The 20482-nt window shown below is 70.7% G+C and carries 18 protein-coding genes; 13 read left to right on the forward strand and 5 right to left on the reverse strand.

Translation table 11 applies throughout. The annotated features are described in order from the left end of the window. The first annotated feature begins 16 nt into the window (after positions 1 to 16). The 11 genes from QLQ12_RS19180 (at position 17) to QLQ12_RS19230 (ending at position 12264) form a co-directional block, all read left to right on the forward strand. Positions 17 to 1477 carry an FAD-linked oxidase C-terminal domain-containing protein gene (locus QLQ12_RS19180; RefSeq protein WP_282761573.1) on the forward strand — a complete coding sequence of 487 codons (1461 nt, stop codon included), beginning with the start codon at positions 17 to 19 and terminating at the stop codon, positions 1475 to 1477. Beyond that, a complete protein-coding gene (locus tag QLQ12_RS19185; protein ID WP_282761574.1) occupies positions 1477 to 2682 on the forward strand; it encodes an FAD-binding oxidoreductase in 1206 nt (401 codons plus the stop codon). Before QLQ12_RS19180 ends, QLQ12_RS19185 begins: the two co-directional genes overlap by 1 nt. Before the next feature lie 149 nt (positions 2683 to 2831). Next, a complete protein-coding gene (locus tag QLQ12_RS19190; RefSeq protein ID WP_282761575.1) occupies positions 2832 to 4277 on the forward strand; it encodes a (Fe-S)-binding protein in 1446 nt (481 codons plus the stop codon). 284 nt (positions 4278 to 4561) lie between these two features. Continuing rightward, entirely contained in the window at positions 4562 to 5626 is a 1065-nt protein-coding gene (locus QLQ12_RS19195) for a cellulose binding domain-containing protein (RefSeq protein ID WP_282761576.1), read from the forward strand. A gap of 150 nt (positions 5627 to 5776) precedes the next feature. Next, complete coding sequence (locus QLQ12_RS19200) at positions 5777 to 6778, forward strand: inositol-3-phosphate synthase (RefSeq protein WP_282761577.1); 1002 nt, start codon at positions 5777 to 5779, stop codon at positions 6776 to 6778. A gap of 17 nt (positions 6779 to 6795) precedes the next feature. Further along, entirely contained in the window at positions 6796 to 7227 is a 432-nt protein-coding gene (locus QLQ12_RS19205; protein WP_282761578.1) for a DUF1801 domain-containing protein, read from the forward strand. 26 nt (positions 7228 to 7253) lie between these two features. Next, positions 7254 to 7547, forward strand: coding sequence for a hypothetical protein (locus QLQ12_RS19210; protein WP_282761579.1), 294 nt, complete (start codon positions 7254 to 7256; stop codon positions 7545 to 7547). After that, positions 7540 to 8019 (forward strand): SsrA-binding protein SmpB, encoded by a 480-nt coding sequence (gene smpB, locus QLQ12_RS19215; protein WP_282761580.1) that lies wholly within the window; start codon positions 7540 to 7542, stop codon positions 8017 to 8019. Before QLQ12_RS19210 ends, smpB begins: the two co-directional genes overlap by 8 nt. A 9-nt stretch (positions 8020 to 8028) precedes the next feature. Then, entirely contained in the window at positions 8029 to 9084 is a 1056-nt protein-coding gene (locus tag QLQ12_RS19220) for an LLM class flavin-dependent oxidoreductase (protein WP_282761581.1), read from the forward strand. 188 nt (positions 9085 to 9272) lie between these two features. Beyond that, positions 9273 to 11453 (forward strand): RNA polymerase recycling motor ATPase HelR, encoded by a 2181-nt coding sequence (gene helR, locus QLQ12_RS19225; protein WP_282761582.1) that lies wholly within the window; start codon positions 9273 to 9275, stop codon positions 11451 to 11453. A gap of 70 nt (positions 11454 to 11523) precedes the next feature. Continuing rightward, positions 11524 to 12264, forward strand: coding sequence for an alanyl-tRNA editing protein (locus QLQ12_RS19230; protein ID WP_282761583.1), 741 nt, complete (start codon positions 11524 to 11526; stop codon positions 12262 to 12264). A 73-nt stretch (positions 12265 to 12337) separates the two neighbouring features. Here QLQ12_RS19230 and QLQ12_RS19235 read toward each other — a convergent pair whose 3' ends face one another. From QLQ12_RS19235 to QLQ12_RS19255, 5 genes are all read right to left on the reverse strand, one after another. Then, positions 12338 to 13465, reverse strand: coding sequence for a sugar ABC transporter substrate-binding protein (locus tag QLQ12_RS19235; protein ID WP_282761584.1), 1128 nt, complete (start codon positions 13463 to 13465; stop codon positions 12338 to 12340). 242 nt (positions 13466 to 13707) lie between these two features. Next, positions 13708 to 14589: a carbohydrate ABC transporter permease gene (locus QLQ12_RS19240; RefSeq protein ID WP_282761585.1), complete on the reverse strand. Its 882-nt coding sequence runs from the start codon at positions 14587 to 14589 to the stop codon at positions 13708 to 13710. Next, positions 14586 to 15524, reverse strand: a complete 939-nt coding sequence (locus QLQ12_RS19245; RefSeq protein WP_282761586.1) for a carbohydrate ABC transporter permease — start codon at positions 15522 to 15524, stop codon at positions 14586 to 14588. The genes QLQ12_RS19240 and QLQ12_RS19245 overlap by 4 nt, the downstream gene beginning before the upstream one ends. A 25-nt stretch (positions 15525 to 15549) precedes the next feature. Further along, a complete protein-coding gene (locus QLQ12_RS19250; protein ID WP_282761587.1) occupies positions 15550 to 16947 on the reverse strand; it encodes an ABC transporter substrate-binding protein in 1398 nt (465 codons plus the stop codon). Between the two features lie 162 nt (positions 16948 to 17109). Continuing rightward, positions 17110 to 18537: an NAD-dependent succinate-semialdehyde dehydrogenase gene (locus QLQ12_RS19255; RefSeq protein WP_282761588.1), complete on the reverse strand. Its 1428-nt coding sequence runs from the start codon at positions 18535 to 18537 to the stop codon at positions 17110 to 17112. A 199-nt stretch (positions 18538 to 18736) separates the two neighbouring features. Here QLQ12_RS19255 and QLQ12_RS19260 point away from each other — a divergent pair, with 199 nt between their 5' ends. Together QLQ12_RS19260 and QLQ12_RS19265 are read left to right on the forward strand one after the other, a co-directional pair. After that, positions 18737 to 18892 (forward strand): hypothetical protein, encoded by a 156-nt coding sequence (locus tag QLQ12_RS19260; RefSeq protein WP_282761782.1) that lies wholly within the window; start codon positions 18737 to 18739, stop codon positions 18890 to 18892. Continuing rightward, positions 18889 to 20439 carry an alpha-amylase family glycosyl hydrolase gene (locus tag QLQ12_RS19265; RefSeq protein ID WP_282761783.1) on the forward strand — a complete coding sequence of 517 codons (1551 nt, stop codon included), beginning with the start codon at positions 18889 to 18891 and terminating at the stop codon, positions 20437 to 20439. The genes QLQ12_RS19260 and QLQ12_RS19265 overlap by 4 nt, the downstream gene beginning before the upstream one ends. Positions 20440 to 20482 lie beyond the last annotated feature (43 nt).

Here is a 20482-nt window from a genome sequence, read left to right on the forward strand (position 1 = left end):
GCCGAGGAGGTCCACCATGAGCGGGATCGATGCGCTGGCCGTGCGGCTGCGCTCCGAGCTGAGTCCGGACCAGGTGCTCACCGACCGGCAACAGCTGCGGACGTACGAGTGCGACGGCCTGGCCAACTACAAGGTCATCCCCGCCCTGGTCACTCTCCCCCGCACCGCGGCCCAGGTTGCCGCCGTCGTCCGCGCGTGTGCCGGGGCGAAGGTCCCGTTCGTGGCCCGCGGCTCCGGCACCGGCCTCTCCGGTGGGGCGCTGCCGCACGCCGACGGCGTCCTGATCGTCACCTCCCAGCTGCGCGAGATCGTCGGGACGCGGCCGGCCGACGAGCGTGCCGTGGTCCAGCCGGGAGTGATCAACCTGCAGGTCACCAAGGCCGCCACGCCGTACGGCTACTACTACGCGCCCGACCCGTCGAGCCAGCAGATCTGCTCGATCGGCGGCAACGTGGCGGAGAACTCGGGCGGCGCCCACTGCCTCAAGTACGGGTTCACCACCAACCACGTGACCGGTCTGGAGGTCGTCACGCCCGACGGTGACCTGGTCCGGCTCGGCGGCGCCGCGCCCGACACCCCCGGGTACGACCTGCTCGGCGCGTTCGTCGGCTCGGAGGGCACGCTGGGTGTCGCGACGGAGGTGACGGTGCGACTGACCCGACTGCCGGAGACCGTCCGCACCCTGCTCGCCGCCTTTCGCGGCACCGATCAGGCGGGCGCCGCCACCTCGGCGATCATCGCGGCCGGCGTGGTGCCGGCCGCCATCGAGATGATGGACGCCCTCTCCATCGAGGCCGCCGAGGCCGCCGTCCACTGCGGTTACCCGGCCGGGGCGGGCGCGGTCCTGATCGTCGAGCTGGACGGCCCGGCCGCTGAGGTGGAAGCCCAGTTCGCCGAGGTCAGCGCCCTGTGCGACACGTTCGGGGCGTTCGAGATCCGGGTGGCCGCCGACGACACCGAGCGGCAGCTGATCTGGCGGGGCCGTAAGTCGGCGTTCGCCGCGGTCGGCCGGATCAGCCCCGACTACATCGTCCAGGACGGGGTGATCCCGCGGACCGCGCTGCCCGAGGTGCTGCGCCGCATCAACGAGGTGGCCTCGTCGCACGGGGTCCGGGTCGCCAACGTCTTCCACGCCGGCGACGGCAACCTGCACCCGCTGGTCCTCTTCGACGCGGGCGTGCCCGGCGAGGCCGAGCGCGCCGAGACCGTCTCCGGAGCGATCATCGACCTCTGCATCGAGTACGACGGCTCGATCACCGGCGAACACGGCGTCGGCGTCGACAAGGCCCGCTACATGCCGCGCATGTTCAACGACACCGATCTGGACACGATGCAGCTGGTCAGGTGTGCCTTCGACCCGGACGGCCTGGCCAACCCGGGCAAGATCTTCCCCACCCCGCGGCTCTGCGGCGAACGACCCGGCCGCCGGCAGGGCGTGCATCCGCAACAGGTGGCCGGCGTGGCGGAGATCTTCTGATGAGCGTTCTCGATGATCTCGCGGCCAAGGCCGGCGACGACGACGTGGTCGGCGGGGTGCCCGCCCGGCTCGTCGCCGCGCCCGCCAGCACCGAGGAGGCGGCCGCGCTGATCGCCGCCGCCCGGGACCTCGCCGTGGTGATCCGCGGCGGCGGCACGAAACTCCAGTACGGCCCGCCCCCACGCGAACTCGACCTGATCATCGACACGCGGCGCCTGGCCGGGGTCGTGGAGCACGCCGCCGGCGACCTGATCACCGTGGTCCGGGCGGGCACCCCGATGGCCGAGCTGCACGGCCTTCCCGGCCAGCAGCTGGCACTCGACGCGCCGCCCTCGGCGACGGCCGGCGGCACGGTCTCGGCGAACGCGAGCGGCCCGCGCCGGCTGCGCTACGGCACGGCCCGCGACCTGCTGATCGGCATCACGGTGGTGCGGCCCGACGGCCGCGTCGCCCGGGCCGGGGGCAAGGTCGTCAAAAACGTCGCGGGGTACGACCTGGGCAAGCTCTACACCGGCGCCCTGGGCACGCTCGGCCTGATCACCGAGTGCGTCTTCCGGTTGCATCCGGTCCCTCCCGCGATCTGCTTCGTACGGGCGACCGCCCCGCCCACCGAAGCCGCGAAGGTGCTAGCCGGCCAGTTCGCTCCCAGCGCGCTGGAGATCAACGCCGGGCCCGGGACCGCACCGGAGACAGCCGTGCTGCTCGAAGGCACCGCCGCCGGTGTCCGCGACCGCGCCGCGGTGCTGGCCCGCCTGCTCGGCGGCGAGATCACCGACGTCCCGCCGCCCTGGTGGGACACCCCGCCGTGGCCCACGGCGGACGGCCTCGGGCTGAAGCTGACGAGCGTCCTCTCCGGGGTCCCCGGGCTGGTCGCGGCCGCTGTCGACGCCGGCCTGACGATCCGCGGCTCGGCCGGAGCCGGAGTCCTCTACGCGGGCGCCGGGTGCACCGCCGACAACACGGCCGAGGCGCTGCGAGCTGACGAGGCGCTGCGGGCTGACGAGGCGCTGCGAGCTGTCGAGGTGTTGCGGGTGGCGGCGGCCCGGGCCGGTGGTCACGCCGTCGTGCTGACCGCGCCCGAGGCGATCCGCGACGGCCTGGACATGTGGGGGCCGGTGCCCGGGCTCGACCTGATGCGCCGGGTCAAGGACCGGTTCGACCCGCGCCACCGTTTCGCGCCCGGCCGCTTCGTGGGAGGGATCTGATGTCCGGCACCGACGGCACTCCACGACCCGACCCCGCACCGTCCCAGTCCGCACCGCCTCAGCCCGCACCGCCTCAGCCGGCACCGCCTCGGTCCGCACCGCCTCAGCCCGCACGGGCCGATGTGTTGCGAGCGGCGGAGAACGGGACGATGCCCGTCACCGCGACGCACGGCACCGGCACTCCCCCCGCGGACGCGCTCCGAGCCGCCGGGAACAGCACCACCCCACAGGGCTTCACCGCGCAGGGCATCACCACGCACGGCATCACCACGCACGGCATCACCACGCACGGCGAGCCTGCGTTCGACGGGCACCACCCACCGAGCGCGGATCTGGTGTCCGATTGTGTTCACTGCGGGTTCTGCCTGACGACGTGCCCCACCTACGTGCTGTGGGGCGAGGAGATGGACTCGCCACGCGGCCGGATCCACCTGATCGGCCAGGGCCTCTCCGGTGAGCCGCTCAGCGACTCGATGGTCACCCACTTCGACCGCTGCCTCGGATGCATGGCGTGCGTGACCGCCTGCCCGTCCGGGGTCCGCTACGACCGGCTCATCGAGGACACCCGCGCCCAGGTGGAACGCCGCCACTCCCGCGGCGCCCGGGACCGGGCCCTGCGAGCGGCGATCTTCGCGCTCTTCCCGTACCCGCGCCGGCTGCGGCTGCTGCGGGGACCGCTGCGGGCGTACCGGATGTCCGGTCTGCAGAAGCTCGCCGCACGCACCGGACTGCTGCGACGTCTCGCGCCGACCTTGGCCACCCTGGAATCGCTGGCGCCGCGGCTGCGCGGCGTGCCGCGCCCGCCGGCCCGCGTGCCGGCCCGCGGCGCCCGCCGCGCACTGGTGGGCATGCTGACCGGTTGTGTTCAGTCGGCGTTCTTCCCGGACGTCAATTCCGCGACGGTACGGGTCCTCGCCGCCGAAGGCTGTGAGGTGCTGATCCCGCCCGAGCAGGGCTGCTGCGGCGCGCTGAGCGTGCACAACGGGCGCCGGGCCGAGGCGCAGCGGTTCGCCCGGCGCCTGATCGAGGTGTTCGAGCGGACCGGCATGGACTATTTCGTGGTCAACGCGGCCGGATGCGGGTCGTCGCTGAAGGAGTACGACGAACTCCTCGCCGACGACCCGGCCTACGCGTCACGGGCCGCGGCCTTCACCGCCAAGGTCCGCGACCTGGCCGAACTTCTCGCCGAACTGGGCCCCGCCGCCCGCCGTCACCCGCTGCCGATGACGGTGGCCTACCACGACGCCTGCCATCTCGCGCACGCGCAGGGCATCCGCGACCAGCCACGCGCCCTGCTGCGCGGCATCCCCGGCCTGGAACTGCGCCCGATCGCGGACCCGGAGATCTGCTGCGGGTCGGCCGGCGTCTGGAACGTCCTCAACCCGGCCCCCGCCGCCGAACTGGGCGACCGCAAGGCCGACGCCGTCCTGGCCACCGGCGCCGAACTGCTGGTCACCGCGAACCCCGGCTGCCTCATGCAGGTCGCCGCCGCGGTCCGCCGCCGCGGCGCGACGATCGCCCTGGCCCACACCGCGCAGGTCCTGGACGCCTCGCTGCGCCACCTCGGCCCCGAAGCCCTCCTGGACAGCCGCTAGCCTCCCGGACGGCCGCCAGCCTCCTAGCCGTGGGCCGGAACGCGGGGAGGCCGGCCTTCTCGCAGTCCGGTCCCCCCGCGCTCTCCCGGCCGGTAGCCGCCGAGTGCGGTCGCGGCGCCCCCGCGCCCTCGACCGCACTCCCCACCGCGACCGCCCGCCCGCGCGGCGTCCATCCCGTCGCGCCGCACGCCTGGTTTCGCACCTCATAGATGTGCGTTAATGGGAGCGCTCCCAGGGTGCGCCGTTCCCGCACCCCCGTCAAGCACCTCCCGAAAGGCATCCCCATGCAGAGACGGAAGTGGGCCGCCCTCGGCCTCGCCACAACCCTCCTCTCCGCCACCGGGCTCGCGCTCGCCACCAGCGCGAACGCCGCCGCCGGCTGCTCGGTGAAATACACCGTCAGCAATCAGTGGCCCGGCGGTTTCGGCGCGAGCGTCGACGTCACCAATCTCGGCGATCCGACCACGCAGTGGTCACTGGTGTTCACGTTCCCGGCCGGCCAGACGATCACCCAGCTCTGGAGCGGCACGGTCAGCCAGGCCGGATCGACGGTCACCGTCCGCAACGCCGGCTGGAACGGCGCGATGGCCACCAACGGCACGGCCTCGTTCGGCTTCAACGGCTCGTGGACCGGCAGCAACCCGGTGCCGGCCGCGTTCACCCTCAACGGCGTGACCTGCACCGGCGGTGTCGTCCCGGCCCCGAGCGGCAGCGGCGGCCCCAGCCCGTCGTCCAGCGCGGGCGCGGCAACCAAGATCATGGCGCTGGGCGACTCGATCACGGGCTCGCCGGGCTGCTGGCGTGCCCTGCTGTGGCGGCAGCTCCCCGCGGCGGAGGTCGACTTCGTCGGCACCCTGCCCGGCGACGGCTGCGGCTTCCCCTACGACAGCCAGAACGAGGGTCACGGCGGCTTCCTGGTCACCAACGTCGCCGGCCAGAACCAGTTGCCCGGCTGGCTGTCCGCGAGCGACCCGGACGTGGTGATGATGCATTTCGGCACGAACGACGCGTGGAGCAACCTGCCGACGACCACGATCCTGAACGCCTACACCACGCTGGTCGGCCAGATGCGCGCCGCCAATCCCAGAATGAAGATCATCGTCGCGCAGATCATCCCGCTGAACCCGCCCACCTGCACCGACTGCGGCCGGCGCGTGGTCAACCTGAACGCCGCCATCCCCGCCTGGGCGGCATCCCTGAGCACGGCCGCCTCTGAGATCACCGTGGTCGACCAGTGGACCGGCTTCAACACGGCCACCGACACCTACGACGGCGTCCACCCCAACGACGCCGGCAACGTCAAGATCGCCGCCCGCTGGCTTCCCGCCGTTCGGGCCGCGATCTCCTGAGCACTCACCGCCCGCCCCGCCCTCACGGGGCGGGCCCCCACGCGTCGAGCACCGCTCACCGGAAACGTCGGGACAGTCCCTGTGAGCGGCTGGCGGGTGACGGGTTCGGCGGGCACACTCCGGCTGGAGTGGGCCCGGTAGCGTCGTGCCGTGACGGAGAACGCGCGGGTCGCAGTCGTCGGCGTCGGGAACAACACGTCGGCGCTGGTGCAGGGAATCAACTTCTACCGCCGCACCGGCAGCCTGGTGGGGATCCACCGACCGCAGCTGGCCGGGCTCAGTGTCGGTGACATCGATGTCGTGGCGGCCTTCGCCCTCTCCGACGGCAAGGTCGGCAAGGATCTCCACGAGGCGATATTCGCCCCGCCCAACAACTTCCCCCGCCTCGACGCTCACCGCCCCGAATCTCGCCGCCCCGGCTCATCGGGAGGCGGCTCGCCCGGCGCAGAGGCGGGCCTTGCCCCGTCCGGCGTCGTCGTCCAGCGTGGTCTCGTGGATTCGGCCGGGATCCCGCGGATGGCGCACGCCATCGAAGGCGCCGAGGTGCTGCTCTACTCGGCGCCGAGCGGCCGGCCGGAGACCGCCCGGGCCTATGCGGAGGCCGCCCTGATCGCGGGCGCGGCGTTCATCAACACCACGTCGGACTCGGTCGCCCGCGAGCCCTCGCTGCTCAGGCGCTTCGAGGAAGCCGGCCTGCCGCTGATCGGCGACGATCTGACCAGCCAGTTCGGCACGTCGGTCCTGCACAACACCCTGCTGCGACTGCTTGAGGAGCGAGGTCTCACCCTGATCAGCTCGTACCAGGTCAATCTCGGCGGCACCGAGGATTTCCGCAACCTGGTCGAGACCCCGAACACCAAGCACCAGTCCAAGGTGAACGCGTTGGGCACCGACAAGGTGCAGATCGCGCCCCTCGGATATCTGCCCCACCTCAAGTCGCAGAAGATCGCCCACCTCAACATCGAGGCGCAGGGCTGGGGTGAGACGGAGGTGAGCCTGGACGTACGGCTGAAGGTCCACGACCCGAGCGGCGGCGCCGGGGTCAACATCGACCTGATCCGTCTGGCGGCCACCGCCCTGCGCGACGGACGCGGCGGATATCCGGCCGAGGCCGCGGTCCACTTGAAGTCGCCGCCGGGAACCGCCGTCTGAGGCCCTAGGCTGACCGGATGGCCGAGGCGAAGACGACGCGCAATGACGAGAGCGTGGCCGCGTTCCTGGCGGCGGTGCCCGATCCGAAACGCCGGGCGGACGCCGAGGCGGCCTGCACGCTGATGGCCGAGGTGACCGGGGCGCCGCCGGTGATGTGGGGCAGCTCGATCATCGGGTTCGGCGCCTACCACTACCGATATGCGACCGGCCGTGAGGGCGACTGGCCGGCCGTCGGCCTGTCACCGCGGAAGCAGGCGCTGACCCTCTACGTCTCGGCCGGCTTCGACGGCTACCAGGACCTGCTCGCCCGCCTCGGCCCGCACAGCACCGGCAAGTCGTGCCTCTATCTGAAGCGACTCGCCGACATCGACCAGGTTGTGTTGAAAGACCTGGTGGGGAAGGCTTTTCAGCATCTCGACGGTCGTACGGTCATCTCCGAACACCAATAGGTCGAATCGGACGGCATAATCACCCGGTGGACATCTGGGAATACGCGCGGCTCGAATACCGCGCCGCGGGCACGCTGGGCGCCGACCGTTTCATGGACTGGACCGCCACGTTTCATCATCCCGGCGGTGTGTTGCGCTGGGGCACCGACGAGCGCTTCGACGACCTTCGGCACCTGAACCGGGCGGGCGCGGCCGGCTGGCAGGCGTACGCCCGGGCGGTGATCCACGTGAAGGACGAGCCGCACCGGCTGAGCAGCGTCACCTATTCGATGCGGCGGCCGATCCCGGCCGACCTCCCTCCGGCGGACCCCGATGCCTAGAGAGACCGGCGTCAAGCTGATCGCGTCGAACAAGAAGGCGCGGCATGACTACGCCATCCTGAAGACCTACGAGGCGGGCCTGGTGCTGGCCGGTACCGAGGTGAAGTCGCTGCGCCTGGGCCGGGCGTCGCTGGTCGACACGTTCGCGCAAGAGCACGAGGGCGAGCTCATGCTCTACGGCCTGCACATCGCCGAGTACGGCTTCGGCTCGTGGACCAACCACACCCCGCGGCGCACCCGCAAGCTGCTGCTGCACAAGGTCGAGATCGTCAAGATCCTCAACCAGCTGCGGGACGGGTCGGGGCTCACCCTGGTGCCGTTGTCGCTCTACTTCAAGGACGGCTGGGCGAAGATCGAGCTGGGTCTGGCGCGCGGCCTCAAGTCGTACGACAAAAGGCAGGTCATGGCCGAGCGGGACGCCAAGAAGGAGATCGCGAAGGAGTTCGGCCGGCGCCTGAAAGGCCGCCGGTAGGATCTGCGGGTGGTTGATCCCAACAGCACCCAGCATCTCGGCCGGACCGAGTTCGGGCTGGACACCTTCGGCGACGTCACGGTCGGCGAGGACGGCAAGCGCCGTCCGTACGCCCAGGTCATCCGGGACGTCGTCGAGCAGGGTGTGCTCGCCGACCGGCTCGGCCTGGACTTCTTCGGCGTCGGCGAGCATCACCGCGACGACTACGCGATCTCCTCACCGGAGATCGTCCTCGCGGCGATCGCCGCGAGGACCGAGCGGATCAAGCTGGGCACGGCGGTCACGGTCCTGAGTTCCGATGATCCGGTACGGGTGTTCGAGCGTTTCGCCACGCTGGACGCCGTCTCGCGCGGCCGGGCCGAGATCATGCTGGGCCGGGGCTCGTTCACCGAGTCGTTCCCGCTGTTCGGCTACGACCTGGCCGACTACGAGCGGTTGTTCGCCGAGAAGCTGGACCTGATGGCCGAGCTGCTCACCGAGGAGCCGGTGACGTGGGAGGGTTCGATCCGCCCCGCCCTGCGCGGTCAGCAGGTCTATCCCAAGACCGAGTCCGGTGGCATCCGCACGTGGATCGGTGTCGGCGGCAGCCCCGAGTCGGTGGTCCGCGCCGCCCAGTACGGCCTCCCGCTCGTCCTGGCGATCATCGGCGGCGCCCCCGAACGGTTCGCCCCGTACACCGATCTGTTCCGCCGGGCCCTGAAGGAGCTGGACCAGGAGCCGCAGCCGATCGCCGTGCACTGCCCCGGTTTCGTGGCCGCCACCGATGCCGAGGCGGTCGACGCGTTGTGGCCGCACGCCCGCCGTAACATCGACCGCATCGGCCGCGAACGCGGCTGGCCGCCGATCACCCGGGACCGCTTCGAGGCCGACGTCACCGACGGCGCCTGGCACGTCGGCTCCCCGGAGACGGTGGCCCAGAAGATCGCGAACACGGTCCGCACGCTGGGCATCGATCGCTTCGACCTGAAGTACTCGCACGGCACGCTGCCCCACGACCGCCTGACGACGTGCATCCGGTTGTACGCCGAGCAGGTCGTCCCCCGGGTCCGCGAGCTGCTCGCGTGACGCGCCGTTACCGACGGGGCCGTTACCGACGAGGGGCCGCTACCGACGAGGGGCAAGAGAAATGGCGGATGAGATAGAAGCTCTCTCCGCCACCTCTAACTTATAACACAGAGGGGGCCTTGCGGCAAGACCCCATCTCTGGCGCAGAATCGCTTTCCTGAGCTTCAGAACCGCGGAACGGGGATGCCTTGAATCTGCCCACCACCAGTGCTTTCCATCTGCCCGAGCGGCTCGCCGCCAAGGCGGACCCGGCGTTGATCGCCGCGGACGAGAAGCACTTCGCCGCGACCGCGGAGAGCCTCGCCCGGTCGATCGCCGAGCTGTCCGAGCGGCTCGACGCCGAACGCCGGGCGCCGGCCGGCAAGGGACGCCAGGCGGTGGACCGGGACGACGCCATCCACCGGCTGTCCGGCCGGCTGCGCACTCTGCGCCGGTTCAGCCTGGACCTGTGCCTGGGCCGCATGGTGTTCGCGGACAACCCGGACGAGCCGGTGTATGTCGGCCGGCTCGGTCTCACCGACGGCGGCGGCGATGGCAGTGGCGGTGGCAGTCGCGGCGGCGGCCGCCTGCTGGTCGACTGGCGGTCACCGGCCGCCGAGCCGTTCTTCGCCGCCACCCACGCCAACCCGGACGGCCTGATCAGCCGCCGCCGGTACCGCTGGGCCGACGGCCGGATCATCGACTACTGGGACGAGGTGTTCACCCCGGACGGTCTGGAGGGGCACGCGGCGCTCGACGACCAGTCGGCGTTCATCGCGAGCCTCGGCAGCAGCCGGTCGCCCCGGATGCGCGACGTGCTCGGCACCATCCAGGCCGACCAGGACGCCATCATCCGGGCCGGGTCCCGGGGCGTCCTGGTGGTGGACGGCGGGCCGGGCACCGGCAAGACGGTGGTGGCCCTGCACCGGACGGCGTACCTGCTCTACTCCGATCCGCGGCTGGGCCGGCGGCAGGGAGGGGTGCTGTTCGTCGGGCCGCACGAGCCCTATCTGGCGTACGTCGCGGACGTGCTACCCAGCCTCGGCGAGGACGACGTGCAGACCTGCACGGTGCGCGACCTCGTCCCGGAGGGGGCCGTGGCGGTGGCCGAGACGGACCCCGAGGTGGCCCGGCTGAAGTCGTCGGCGCGGCTGGTGCGGGCGATGGAGGCGGCGGTCCAGTTCTACGAGGAGCCGCCCACGAAGGGCATGACGATCAACACCGAGGCGACACAGGTACGCCTGACCGCCCAGGACTGGGCCGCGGCCTTCGACGCGCCGGACCCGGGCACCCCGCACAACGAGGCGCGCGAGACGATCTGGGAGGAACTGCTCGCCATGCTCGCGGAGAGGTCGCGAGCGAGCGAGGAGGAGCTGGCGCGTAACCGGGAGCTGCGAGCCGCCCTGCACCGGTCCTGGCCGCTGCTGGAGGCCGCCGACCTGGTCGCCGATCTCTGGTCGGTCCCCGCGTACCTGCGTAAGTGTGCCCCCTGGCTGAGCGTGGACGAGATCCGCAAGCTCCAGCGCCCGGATCCGCGAGCGTGGACGGTGTCGGATCTGCCGCTGCTGGACGCGGTCCGGCAGCGGCTCGGGGACTCGTCGTCGTCGCAGCGGCAGCGCCGGGCGAAGGCCGCCGTCGCCGCCGGACGGGTGGAGATGGACCGGGTCGTCGACGACCTGATCGCCGCGAGCGACTACGACGACGGCGAAGGTCTGATGACGATGCTGCGGCAGCAGGATCTGCGCGACGTGCTGGCTGAGGGGACCGCGCGGCCGGAGGTCGACCCGGACCTGCTGGCCGGGCCGTTCGCGCATGTGGTCGTGGACGAGGCGCAGGAACTGACCGACGCGGAGTGGCAGATGCTGCTGCTGCGCTGCCCGTCGCGCAGTTTCACCGTGGTCGGGGATCGCGCGCAGGCACGGCACGGGTTCACCGAGTCGTGGCGGGAACGCCTGGAACGGGTCGGCCTGGGCCGGGCCGGGGCGAGCGGGATCGACATGGCTTCGCTGACGGTCAACTACCGTACGCCTGCGGAGGTCATGGCCGAGGCCGAGCCGGTGATCCGGGCCGCGCTGCCGGACGCCAACGTGCCGACCTCGATCCGCAGCAGCGGCCTCCCGGTCCACCACGGTGCGGTCACGGAGCGGGACGCGATCCTGGAGTCGTGGCTGACCGAGCACGCCGAAGGCACCGCCTGCGTCATCGGGGACCCCACATTCAAGGGCACGTCACGGGTACGGTCGCTGACGCCCGAACTGGCCAAGGGCCTGGAGTTCGACCTGGTGGTGGTGGTCGACCCGGAGAGGTTCGGCACCGGGATCGAGGGCGCCGTCGACCGTTACGTGGCGATGACGCGCGCGACGAGCCGTTTGGTGATGCTCCAGAGTTGACCTGTGCGGGGTTTCAAGGCGCGGGGTTTCAAGGCGCGGGGTTCTGAGTCACAGGGTTTACAGTCGCTTCGTGACCGAACGTCTGGACTGGGCCGACCCGACCGTGCGCGAATGGGACTGCCACGTGCTGTGGTCCGATCCGGCCGACCCGGAGGCGGGCGTCGTGCTCGACCGGTCCGCGTTCTACCCCGGCGGTGGCGGGCAGCCGCCGGACCACGGAGTGTTGCTCTGGGAGGGCGTGCGGACCCGCATCGTCGACACCCGCAAGGGCGATGAGCACTACCTGATCCCGGCGCCGGGCGATCCGGTGCCGGCGGTCGGGACGCTCGTGCGGGGCGCGCTCGACGACGAGCGGCGTTACAGCCTGATGCGTACGCACTCGGGCCTGCACATCCTCTGCGGCACGGTGTTCCGTGACTTCGGGGCGCTGGTCACCGGCGGGAACATGCAGCCGGGTGAGGCCCGGATGGACTTCAACCTGCCGGAGGTTCCCGAGGGTGGTTTCAACGGGCCCTGGAAGCAGGCGCTCGAAGACGCGGTGAACGCGGAGATCTCCGCCGACCGCAAGATCGTGGCGCGGGTGCTGCCGCGCGAGGAGGCGCTGGCGATCCCGACCCTGGTCCGCACCCAGGACGCGCTGCCGCCGCTCGATCACCCGGAGATCCGGGTGATCGACATCGTCGGCCTGGACCGGCAGGGCGACGGCGGCACCCACGTGGCCTCGACCGCGCAGGTGGGCCGGATCGAGGTGGTGAAGGTGGAGAGCAAGGGCCGGCAGAACCGCCGGGTCCGGATCAGGATCGCGGACTGATCCTGAGCCGGCCCCGATCCTGAGCCGGCCCCGATCCTGAGCCGGCCCTGATCCTGAGCTGGGGCCCGAACCGTTACTGGATCCCGGCCCGCTGGCAGGCCTTCTTGTAGTCGCCGGCGCAGAGCTTGGCGGCGTCCACGAAGCCTGCGTCGACGACCGACTTCACGTTCTTGATCGTGATGGCCTTCGGCTCGAGCTTCTTGAACGGGATGTAGAGGCCCGACTCCGGGTCCTTCAGCTTGTCGGTGACCGGCGGCTTGACGTTCTTGTACAGGCTGATCGCCAGCTCGGCGGCGGCGTCCGCCTCGAGCTTCACGTCCTTGTACACGGTCATGCACTGGTCGCCGGCGAGGATGTTCTGCAAGCCCTCGACGGTGGCGTCCTGACCGGTGACCTGAACCTTGCCGTTCAGGCCCTTCTCCTTGAGCACCTCGATGGCCGCGTTGCCGAGGCCGTCGTTGGCGGCGAGCACCCCGCCGATGTTCGGGTACTGCTTGATCATCAGGCTGAACATCTCGCGGCCCTCGTCGTTGTCCCAGTCCTGCACGTACTGGTCGGGACCCTTGGTGAGCTCGCCGGTGTCGTACATCCCGTTGAGGATCGAGTCGTACCCGTCCTTGAAGAGCTTGGCGTTGTTGTCGGTGGGCGAGCCGTTGAGCTCCGCGATCACCGGCGTGACGACGTTCTTCTCCTTCAGGCAGTTCTGCAGCTCGGTGGCCTGGAGGACGCCGACCTTCTGGTTGTCGAAGCTGACGTAGTAGTCGGCGCCGCCGTTGAGGGTCAGCCGGTCGTAGTCGATCACCGGCACGCCGCGCTTGCGGGCGTTGTCGATGACGGCCTTGCCGCTGATCGAGTCGAGGCTCGCGATGACGAGGACCCTGACGCCCTTGTCGAGCATGGCCTCCGCGAGCCGCTTGAACTCTTCCTTGTCGTTCTCGGCGTTGACGATCTGGACCGGCACCTTCGCCTTGTCGAACGCCGCCTGCAGGAAGTTCGGGTCGGACGTGCTCCACCGGGCCGAGCTCTTGGTGTCGGGCAGGATCACGCCGACGCCACCGTTACCGGTGACCTGCTGACTGCTGCCGTTGTTGGTCGCCGCGCCGTCGCCCGCGTCACCGGTGTCGCCGCCGTCATCACAGGCCGTGACTGTGGCCGTCGTCAACAGGCCGGCGGCGACCAGGGCGAGCAAAGACTTGCGCATGGCGATAGGTGTCCTCTCAGGGAAAACCCGAGCTGCGTGGAGCGCTGAACGGTCCGCCAAGTATCGGCCAGCGCGCCACGGCCGCAACATCGGGTGGGGGCCGGGAAACAAGATTATTCATTTTCGACGGGTTACTGCCAACATTCACCGGGCGCGTTCACTGGCTGTGACTGCCTCATCCCGTCTCCGACACGGGTCGACCCCTTACCCGATCAAGCCTTACCCGATCAAGCCTCGCCCACTCAGCCCTTGTCCGCACCGGCGGTCAGGCCTTCCGTGAGTAGCCGTTCGGCCGCGAAGAATATGATCACAATGGGCAGGGTGAGCACCACGGAACCGGCCATCAGGACGGTCTTGCTCACCTCGATGCCGCCGGACAGCTGCGCCAGTCCGAGCGAAACGGTCCAATCGGCTCGATCTTCCACCAGGAAGAGCAGCGCGAACAGGAATTCGTTCCACGCGATCATGAAGACGTACAGCGCGTTCGCCATGACGGCCGGTGCGGCCAGCGGAAGGATGATCTTGCGCAGCGTCTGCAGGCGGCTGTAGCCGTCGACCGCGGCGGCCTCCTCCAGGCTCTGCGGGATGGTCGCCAGGTAATTGCGCAGCATGTAGATCGAGACCGGGACGGTCTGGGCGATGTACACGATCGTCAGCCCGGCCAGCGAGCCGCGCAGCCCGAGCCGGGTGAAGAGCACGAACAGCGGGATCGCCAGCAGGATCGACGGGAACAGGTAGACGGCCAGGAAGAGGAAGTGCACCTGGCGCCGGCCGACGAAACGGAGCCGGGCCACCGCGTACGCGCCGGGAATCGACACCAGCAGGGTCAGCAGGGTCGCGGCCACCGACACGATCGCCGAATTGGCCAGGAACCCCAGGAAGCCCTGGCCGCCGTCGCCGGCCGGGGTCAGCACCTCGCGGTAGGTGCGCAGCGTCCACTCGGACGGCCCGATCCACAGCTGGCCCGGGCTCTCCAGCAGCTCCTCGATCGGCCGGATCGACAGCAGCAGCATGTACAGGAACGGGAAGAGGGTGATCAGCGCCAGCACGGTGATCACCGCTGGGCGCAGGACCCGCAGAACGCGGGTCTCGAAAGCAGCACGGTCCTTGATCAGCGAGGTCACTGCTCCTCCTCCTCCTCGACCCGGGGCGCCAGGAACTTCAGGTAGATCACCAGCAGCACGACTAGCCCGGCTGCCAGGACCAGGGCCTGCGCGGCCGCGGCGCCGATGTCGAAACGGGCGGTGAGGAACTCGTACACCCGGACGCTGACCACCTCGGTGCCGGCGCCGCCGCCGGTCAGCAGGTAGACGTCGTCGAACTTGTTGAACGTCATGATGAACCGCAGCACGCTGAGCAACGCGATCACCGCGCCCAACTGGGGCAGGAGGATGTGCCGGAAGATCTGGGTGGGCGCGGCGCCGTCGACGCGGGCCGCCTCCTCCAGGTCGGCGGGCACCGCCTGGAGCCGGGCCAGCAGGAACAGGAACGCGAACGGGAAGTACCGCCACGTCTCGAAGGCGATCACGGTGAGCAGGGCCATCGGCACGTCCACCTGCCAGCCGAGCAGGTTGAGGGCGTACTCCCGCTGGCTCAGGAACGCGATCGGCCGGTCCCAGCCGAGGAACCGCACGCCCCAGTCGTTGGCAAGACCGAACTGGGGGCTGAGCAGCACGTTCCAGACGAACGCCACGGCCACCACCGGAGCGACGTACGGCAGCAGGACCGAAGCCCGGACCAGCGTCCGGCCGTGGAAGCGGCTGCGCAGAGCGAGCGCCGCGACCAGCCCGAGCCCGATCGAGCCGAGGGTGGAGCCGACCGTGTAGACGAGAGTGGTCCACAGCGACGACCAGAACCCCGGCGAGCCGAGCACGGTCTCCAGGTTGGCCAGCGTGTACTGGCCGAAGATCCCGACCCTACGCAGGTTGATCAGCCGGATCCGCTGGAACGCCAGCATGATCGTCCAGAGGATCGGCAACACCACGACGACCAGGACGACGACCAGCGTCGGCGACAGGTAGGCGAGCCCGGCGCGGTTCTCCCGCTGCCGGGCTGTCAATTGCCCCTTCACTCGCGCGACCCGCTTACTTCAGGGACTTCTGGATGGTCTCGACATCCTCCGCCGCCCGCTTCGCGGCGCCGGCGGCATCGAGCTCACCGCTGGTCAGAGCATTGATCGCCTTGGGTACGGGCAACTCGCCGAGCGTGGCGCCGACCAGCGCGCCCTGCTTCTGCGGGAAACCCCAACGCTGGAACGTGTCCGGGCTCTTCGCCAGGACGTCGAGCACCTCGGCCGGATAGATCTCGGCCAGCGGCTTCTTGCTGTCGACACCGGCCGGAAGCTTGTTCCAGTCGGCGACACCCTTGCGGACCGGGATCTTGCCCTCGGGGGCGATGGCCAGCCAGTCGGAGTAGCCCTCGTTCATCATGAACGCCACGAACCGTTTGGCGGCGTCGGTGCGCGGGCCGTCCTTGGTGATCGCCCAGCTGGTGATCTCACCGAACTGGGCGGGCTGGGCGGGCCCACCCGACTGCCCCGGCCCGGCGATCGCGGTCACCACGCCGGTGTTCTTGGCCAGCCACTGCGGGTCGCTCCGGCACTGCTCGCACGTCGGCAGCGCGTCGTTGCGGAGCCCGGCCAGCTCGTCCAACAGGAACGACGACCAGACGACCATGGCCGCCTTGCCGGAGAAGTAGGTGGCCCGGGTGGTGTCGACGTCCTGCGCGCCCGGCACCGACCAGTTCTTCACCAGGTCGGCGTAGAGCTGGAAGGTCGCCACGCAGGCCGGCGACTCCAGTTGCACCGCCTTGGCGTCGTCGACGAGCTGGCAGTTGTTGCCGAGCGCCAGGTTCTCGAAGGTCTGCTGGGTGAAGGCGTCGTTGCCGACGGTGGCGAGGGTGATCCCGGCGACGTCGCCGGTGTTCAGCCGCTGCGCGGCGGCACGGATCGCGTCGTACGTGTCCGGCGCCGCGAGCCCGGCGGCCTGGAACAGGTCCTTGCGGTAGAAGAGCAGCTGTGCCCAGCCGTCCGACGGCACCGCGAGCTGGTTGCCGTCCTGGCTGGTCAGCTCCAGGGCTCGGGGCGAGAACCCGCCCGCACCGAGCTGGTCGACGACCGCCTTGGCCGCCGCGGTGTCGACCAGTTCACTGGTGTGCATCTGCGCCACCGCCGCCAGCGGCAGCGCCCCCACCACGTCGGGCAGCGTGCCGGCCGCCGCGGCGTTGGTGATCAGGCTGCTGAACTGGTTCTCATCGGTGGCGACGAGCTTCACCGGGATGCCGGTGGCGGCGGTGAACCGATCCACGATCTTCTGGGTGGCCTGCACCCGGTCGGTCAGGTTCTCCAGGCTCCAGACGGTGAGCGTGCCGTCGCCGCTGTCGCCGTCGCCGTCATCGCTGCACCCGGCAGCGGTGACGGCGAGCAACAGGGCCGCGGCCGCGGCCGTCCACCTCGACTTCGTCGTCCTTGACTTCGCCGTCATTGATGCTCCCCCGGTTACAGGTGGATTACATCCATGACGTTAAGTCCGCTGGCCGGACCGCGCATGTCGAGGAACCGCGCGTGTCGCGAGACCACACAATTCGAGAGGCCGTGTTCAGCAGAGGCAGTGTTCAGCAGAGGCAGTGATCACCAGAGGCCGTGATCACCAGTTGAGGGCGATGTACTTCGACTCCAGGTACTCCAGCAGACCCTCGTGGCCGCCTTCCCGGCCGATGCCGCTCTGCTTCACCCCGCCGAACGGCGCGGCCGGGTCACTGACCAGCCCCCGGTTCAGGCCGACCATGCCGGCTTCGATCGCCTCGCTGACCCGCAGGCCACGGGCCAGGTCCTGGGTGTAGACGTACGCCACCAGGCCGTACTCGGTGTCGTTGGCCAGCCGGACCGCCTCCTGTTCCCCGCTGAAGGTCACGATCGGCGCGACCGGCCCGAAGATCTCCTCGCGCAGGATCGGCGCGTCCGCGGCCACGCCGGTCAGCACCGTCGGCGGATAGTAGAAACCCGGCCCGTCCGGCCGGCTGCCGCCGGTGACGGCCTTCGCCCCACCGTCCAGCGCGCTCTTGACCAGACTGTCCACCTTCGCCACGGTGTCCTCGTTGACCAGCGGGCCGACCTGCGTCTTGGCGTCCGTGCCCGGGCCGACGACCAGCGCGGACATGCGCTGCGCCAGCTTGCGGGAGAACTCCTCGGCCACGTTCGACTCGACGAAGAACCGGTTCGCCGCGGTGCACGCCTCACCGCCGTTGCGCATCTTCGCGATCATCGCGCCGTCGACAGCGGCGTCCAGGTCGGCGTCGGCGAACACCACGAACGGGGCGTTGCCGCCCAGCTCCATCGACGTGTTGACGACGTTCTCCGCGGCCTGGGCCAGCAGGATCCGCCCCACCTCGGTGGAACCGGTGAACGACAGCTTGCGAACCCGGGAGTCCCGCAGCATCGCCGACACCACCGTGCCGGAACCGCGCGACGGCAGCACGTTGACCACGCCCTCGGGGACGCCGGCCTCGGCCAGGATCGCGGCCATCGCCAGCGCCGTCAGCGGGGTGTCGCTGGCCGGCTTGAGGATCACCGTGCAACCGGCGGCCAGCGCCGGGCCGATCTTGCGGGTGGCCATCGCGGCCGGGAAGTTCCACGGCGTCACCAGGACGCAGACACCGACCGGCTGGCGGGTCACCAGGATCCGGTTGGCGCCGGACGGGGCGGTCGCGACCGCCCCGTCAGCGCGGACCGCCTCCTCCGCGAACCAGCGGAAGAACTCGGCGGCGTACGTCACCTCGCCCTTCGCGTCGGTGAGGGCCTTGCCGTTCTCCTGGCTGATCAGGGTCGCCAGCTCCGAGGCACGGTCGGTCATCAACTCGAACGCACGGCGGAGCACCTCCGACCGTACCCTCGGAGGGGTTTGCGCCCAGGCCGGACCTGCCGCCGCGGCCGCGTCCACCGCGGTGATCGCGTCCGCCTCGCCGCCGTCGGCGACCGAGGCGATCACGTCACCGGTCGCCGGGTCGAGCACGTCGAAACGGCCGCCCGCGGACGCGGGCACCCACTTCCCGGCGATGAACAGATCGGTCTCCACAACGGCTCCTCACGCTCGCGGCACGCCTACGCCTTCAGCATTCCCCGGTTCGCGGCGCCCTGCCACGCTTCCGCGCGTGTTCGAGCGCCTCCGCGACTGTCGATGCGGGTGCTGACGGCCACTGCGGTGCCGACTGCCAATAAGCTGGGGATGCCCCGTGTCAGGTGTGATTCCCGCACCCAGTGGGCACACTTGAGGTATGGCTACCATCACGCAGCGCATCCAGGCTTTCCTCACCAGTCCTCGGGGCCGGCAGCTCACCGAGCAGGGGCGCCGCCAGCTCGCCAAGCCGGAGAACCAGCAGAAGCTCCGCGGCCTCCTGGCCCGCTTCCAGGGACGCGGTCACCGGCGCTGACCCCTACGTGGTGGCGTGACAGCGTCGTCTACCAGGTCTATCCGCGGTCCTTCGCGGACGCCTCCGGAGACGGCGTCGGCGACCTCGCGGGCCTGACGGCCCGCCTCGATCACATCGCCGGTCTGGGCGCCGACGCGATCTGGCTGACACCGTTCCAGCGTTCACCCCAGACCGATCACGGGTACGACGTGAGCGACTACACCGACGTCGACCCCCTCTTCGGGGATCTGGCCGGGTTCGACGCCCTGGTTCTGCGCGCCCACGGACTCGGCCTGCGGGTGATCGTCGACATCGTGCCCAATCACTGCTCCGCCCAGCACCCGATCTTCCAGGCCGCACTGGCCGGCGACCCGTCGGCGCGCGCCCGCTTCCACTTCGCGGCTTCCCCGCCCGGCCGGCCGGGCGACCCGCCGAACGACTGGCCCAGCGTCTTCGGCGGCCCCGCCTGGACCCGGGTTCCCGACGGCTCCTGGTACCTGCACCTGTACTCCGCCGAACAGCCCGACTGGAACTGGCGCGACCCGCGGACCGCTGGGTTCTTCGACGACGTGCTGCGCTTCTGGCTGGACCGGGGCGTCGACGGGCTCCGCGTCGACGTCGCGCACGGTCTGTTCAAGGCCGCCGGCCTGCCGTCCCTGCCACCCGGCGCGATCCCGTCCCCCGGGCGGCTGCGCGGCAACCCGCTCGCCTGCGACCAGCCCGAAACAGTCGAGGTCTACCGTCGATGGCGGGCGATCACCGACTCGTACGCTCCGCCGCGCGCCCTGATCGGCGAGGTCAACCTCGACCCGCACCGCGCCGCCCGCTACGTCGGCGACGACCGCCTGCACCAAGCGTTCGCCTTCGAGTTCCTGATCGCCGAGTGGAACGCGACAGTGTGGCGCGACACCGCCACCCGCCTGCTGCGACATCCGCCCGTGACCTGGGTCGTCGAGAACCACGACGTGGTCCGCACCGCCACCCGCTACGCCGTCGGCCCTGACGAACCCCGCCCCTCCCAGGCCGGCACCTCCCGGGCCGGCACCTCCCGGGCCGGCACCTCCCGGGCCCGCGCCGCCCTGCTGACGATCCTCGGCCTGCCCGGGGCCGCCTATCTCTACCAGGGCCAGGAGTACAGCCTGCCGGAGGCTGACGTGCCGGTCGCGGCCCGCCAGGATCCGGCGTGGCCGCGCTCCGGCCTTTCCCGCGACGGCTGCCGGGTCCCGCTCCCCTGGCCGGACGGCTTCTCCCCACCCGGCGCGGCCCCGCCGTGGCTGCCCCTCCCGCCCGGATGGGACGCCCACCTGAGTTCCCCCACGCTCCCGCTGGCCCGTAGGGCGATCACGCTGCGCCGCGCCCTGCGCCTCCCTTCCGAGGACACGGTCACCTGGTCGATCGACCACGACCAGCGGCTGATCGCCCACCGCCCCGACTTCGCCCTGGTGGTAGCGATGGGCACCGACGCGGTCCCGCTGCCACCCGGCCACGTGTTACTGACCAGCGACCCCCTCACCCCGGACGGCCTGCTGCCAGCTGACACGGCCGCCTGGATCACTCCTGCTGCCTGAAGCGCCACGACCACCCGACCGCTCACCACCATCCGAGTCGCCA

The organism is Actinoplanes sandaracinus, assembly GCF_030009775.1.
Classification (GTDB): domain Bacteria; phylum Actinomycetota; class Actinomycetes; order Mycobacteriales; family Micromonosporaceae; genus Actinoplanes; species Actinoplanes sandaracinus.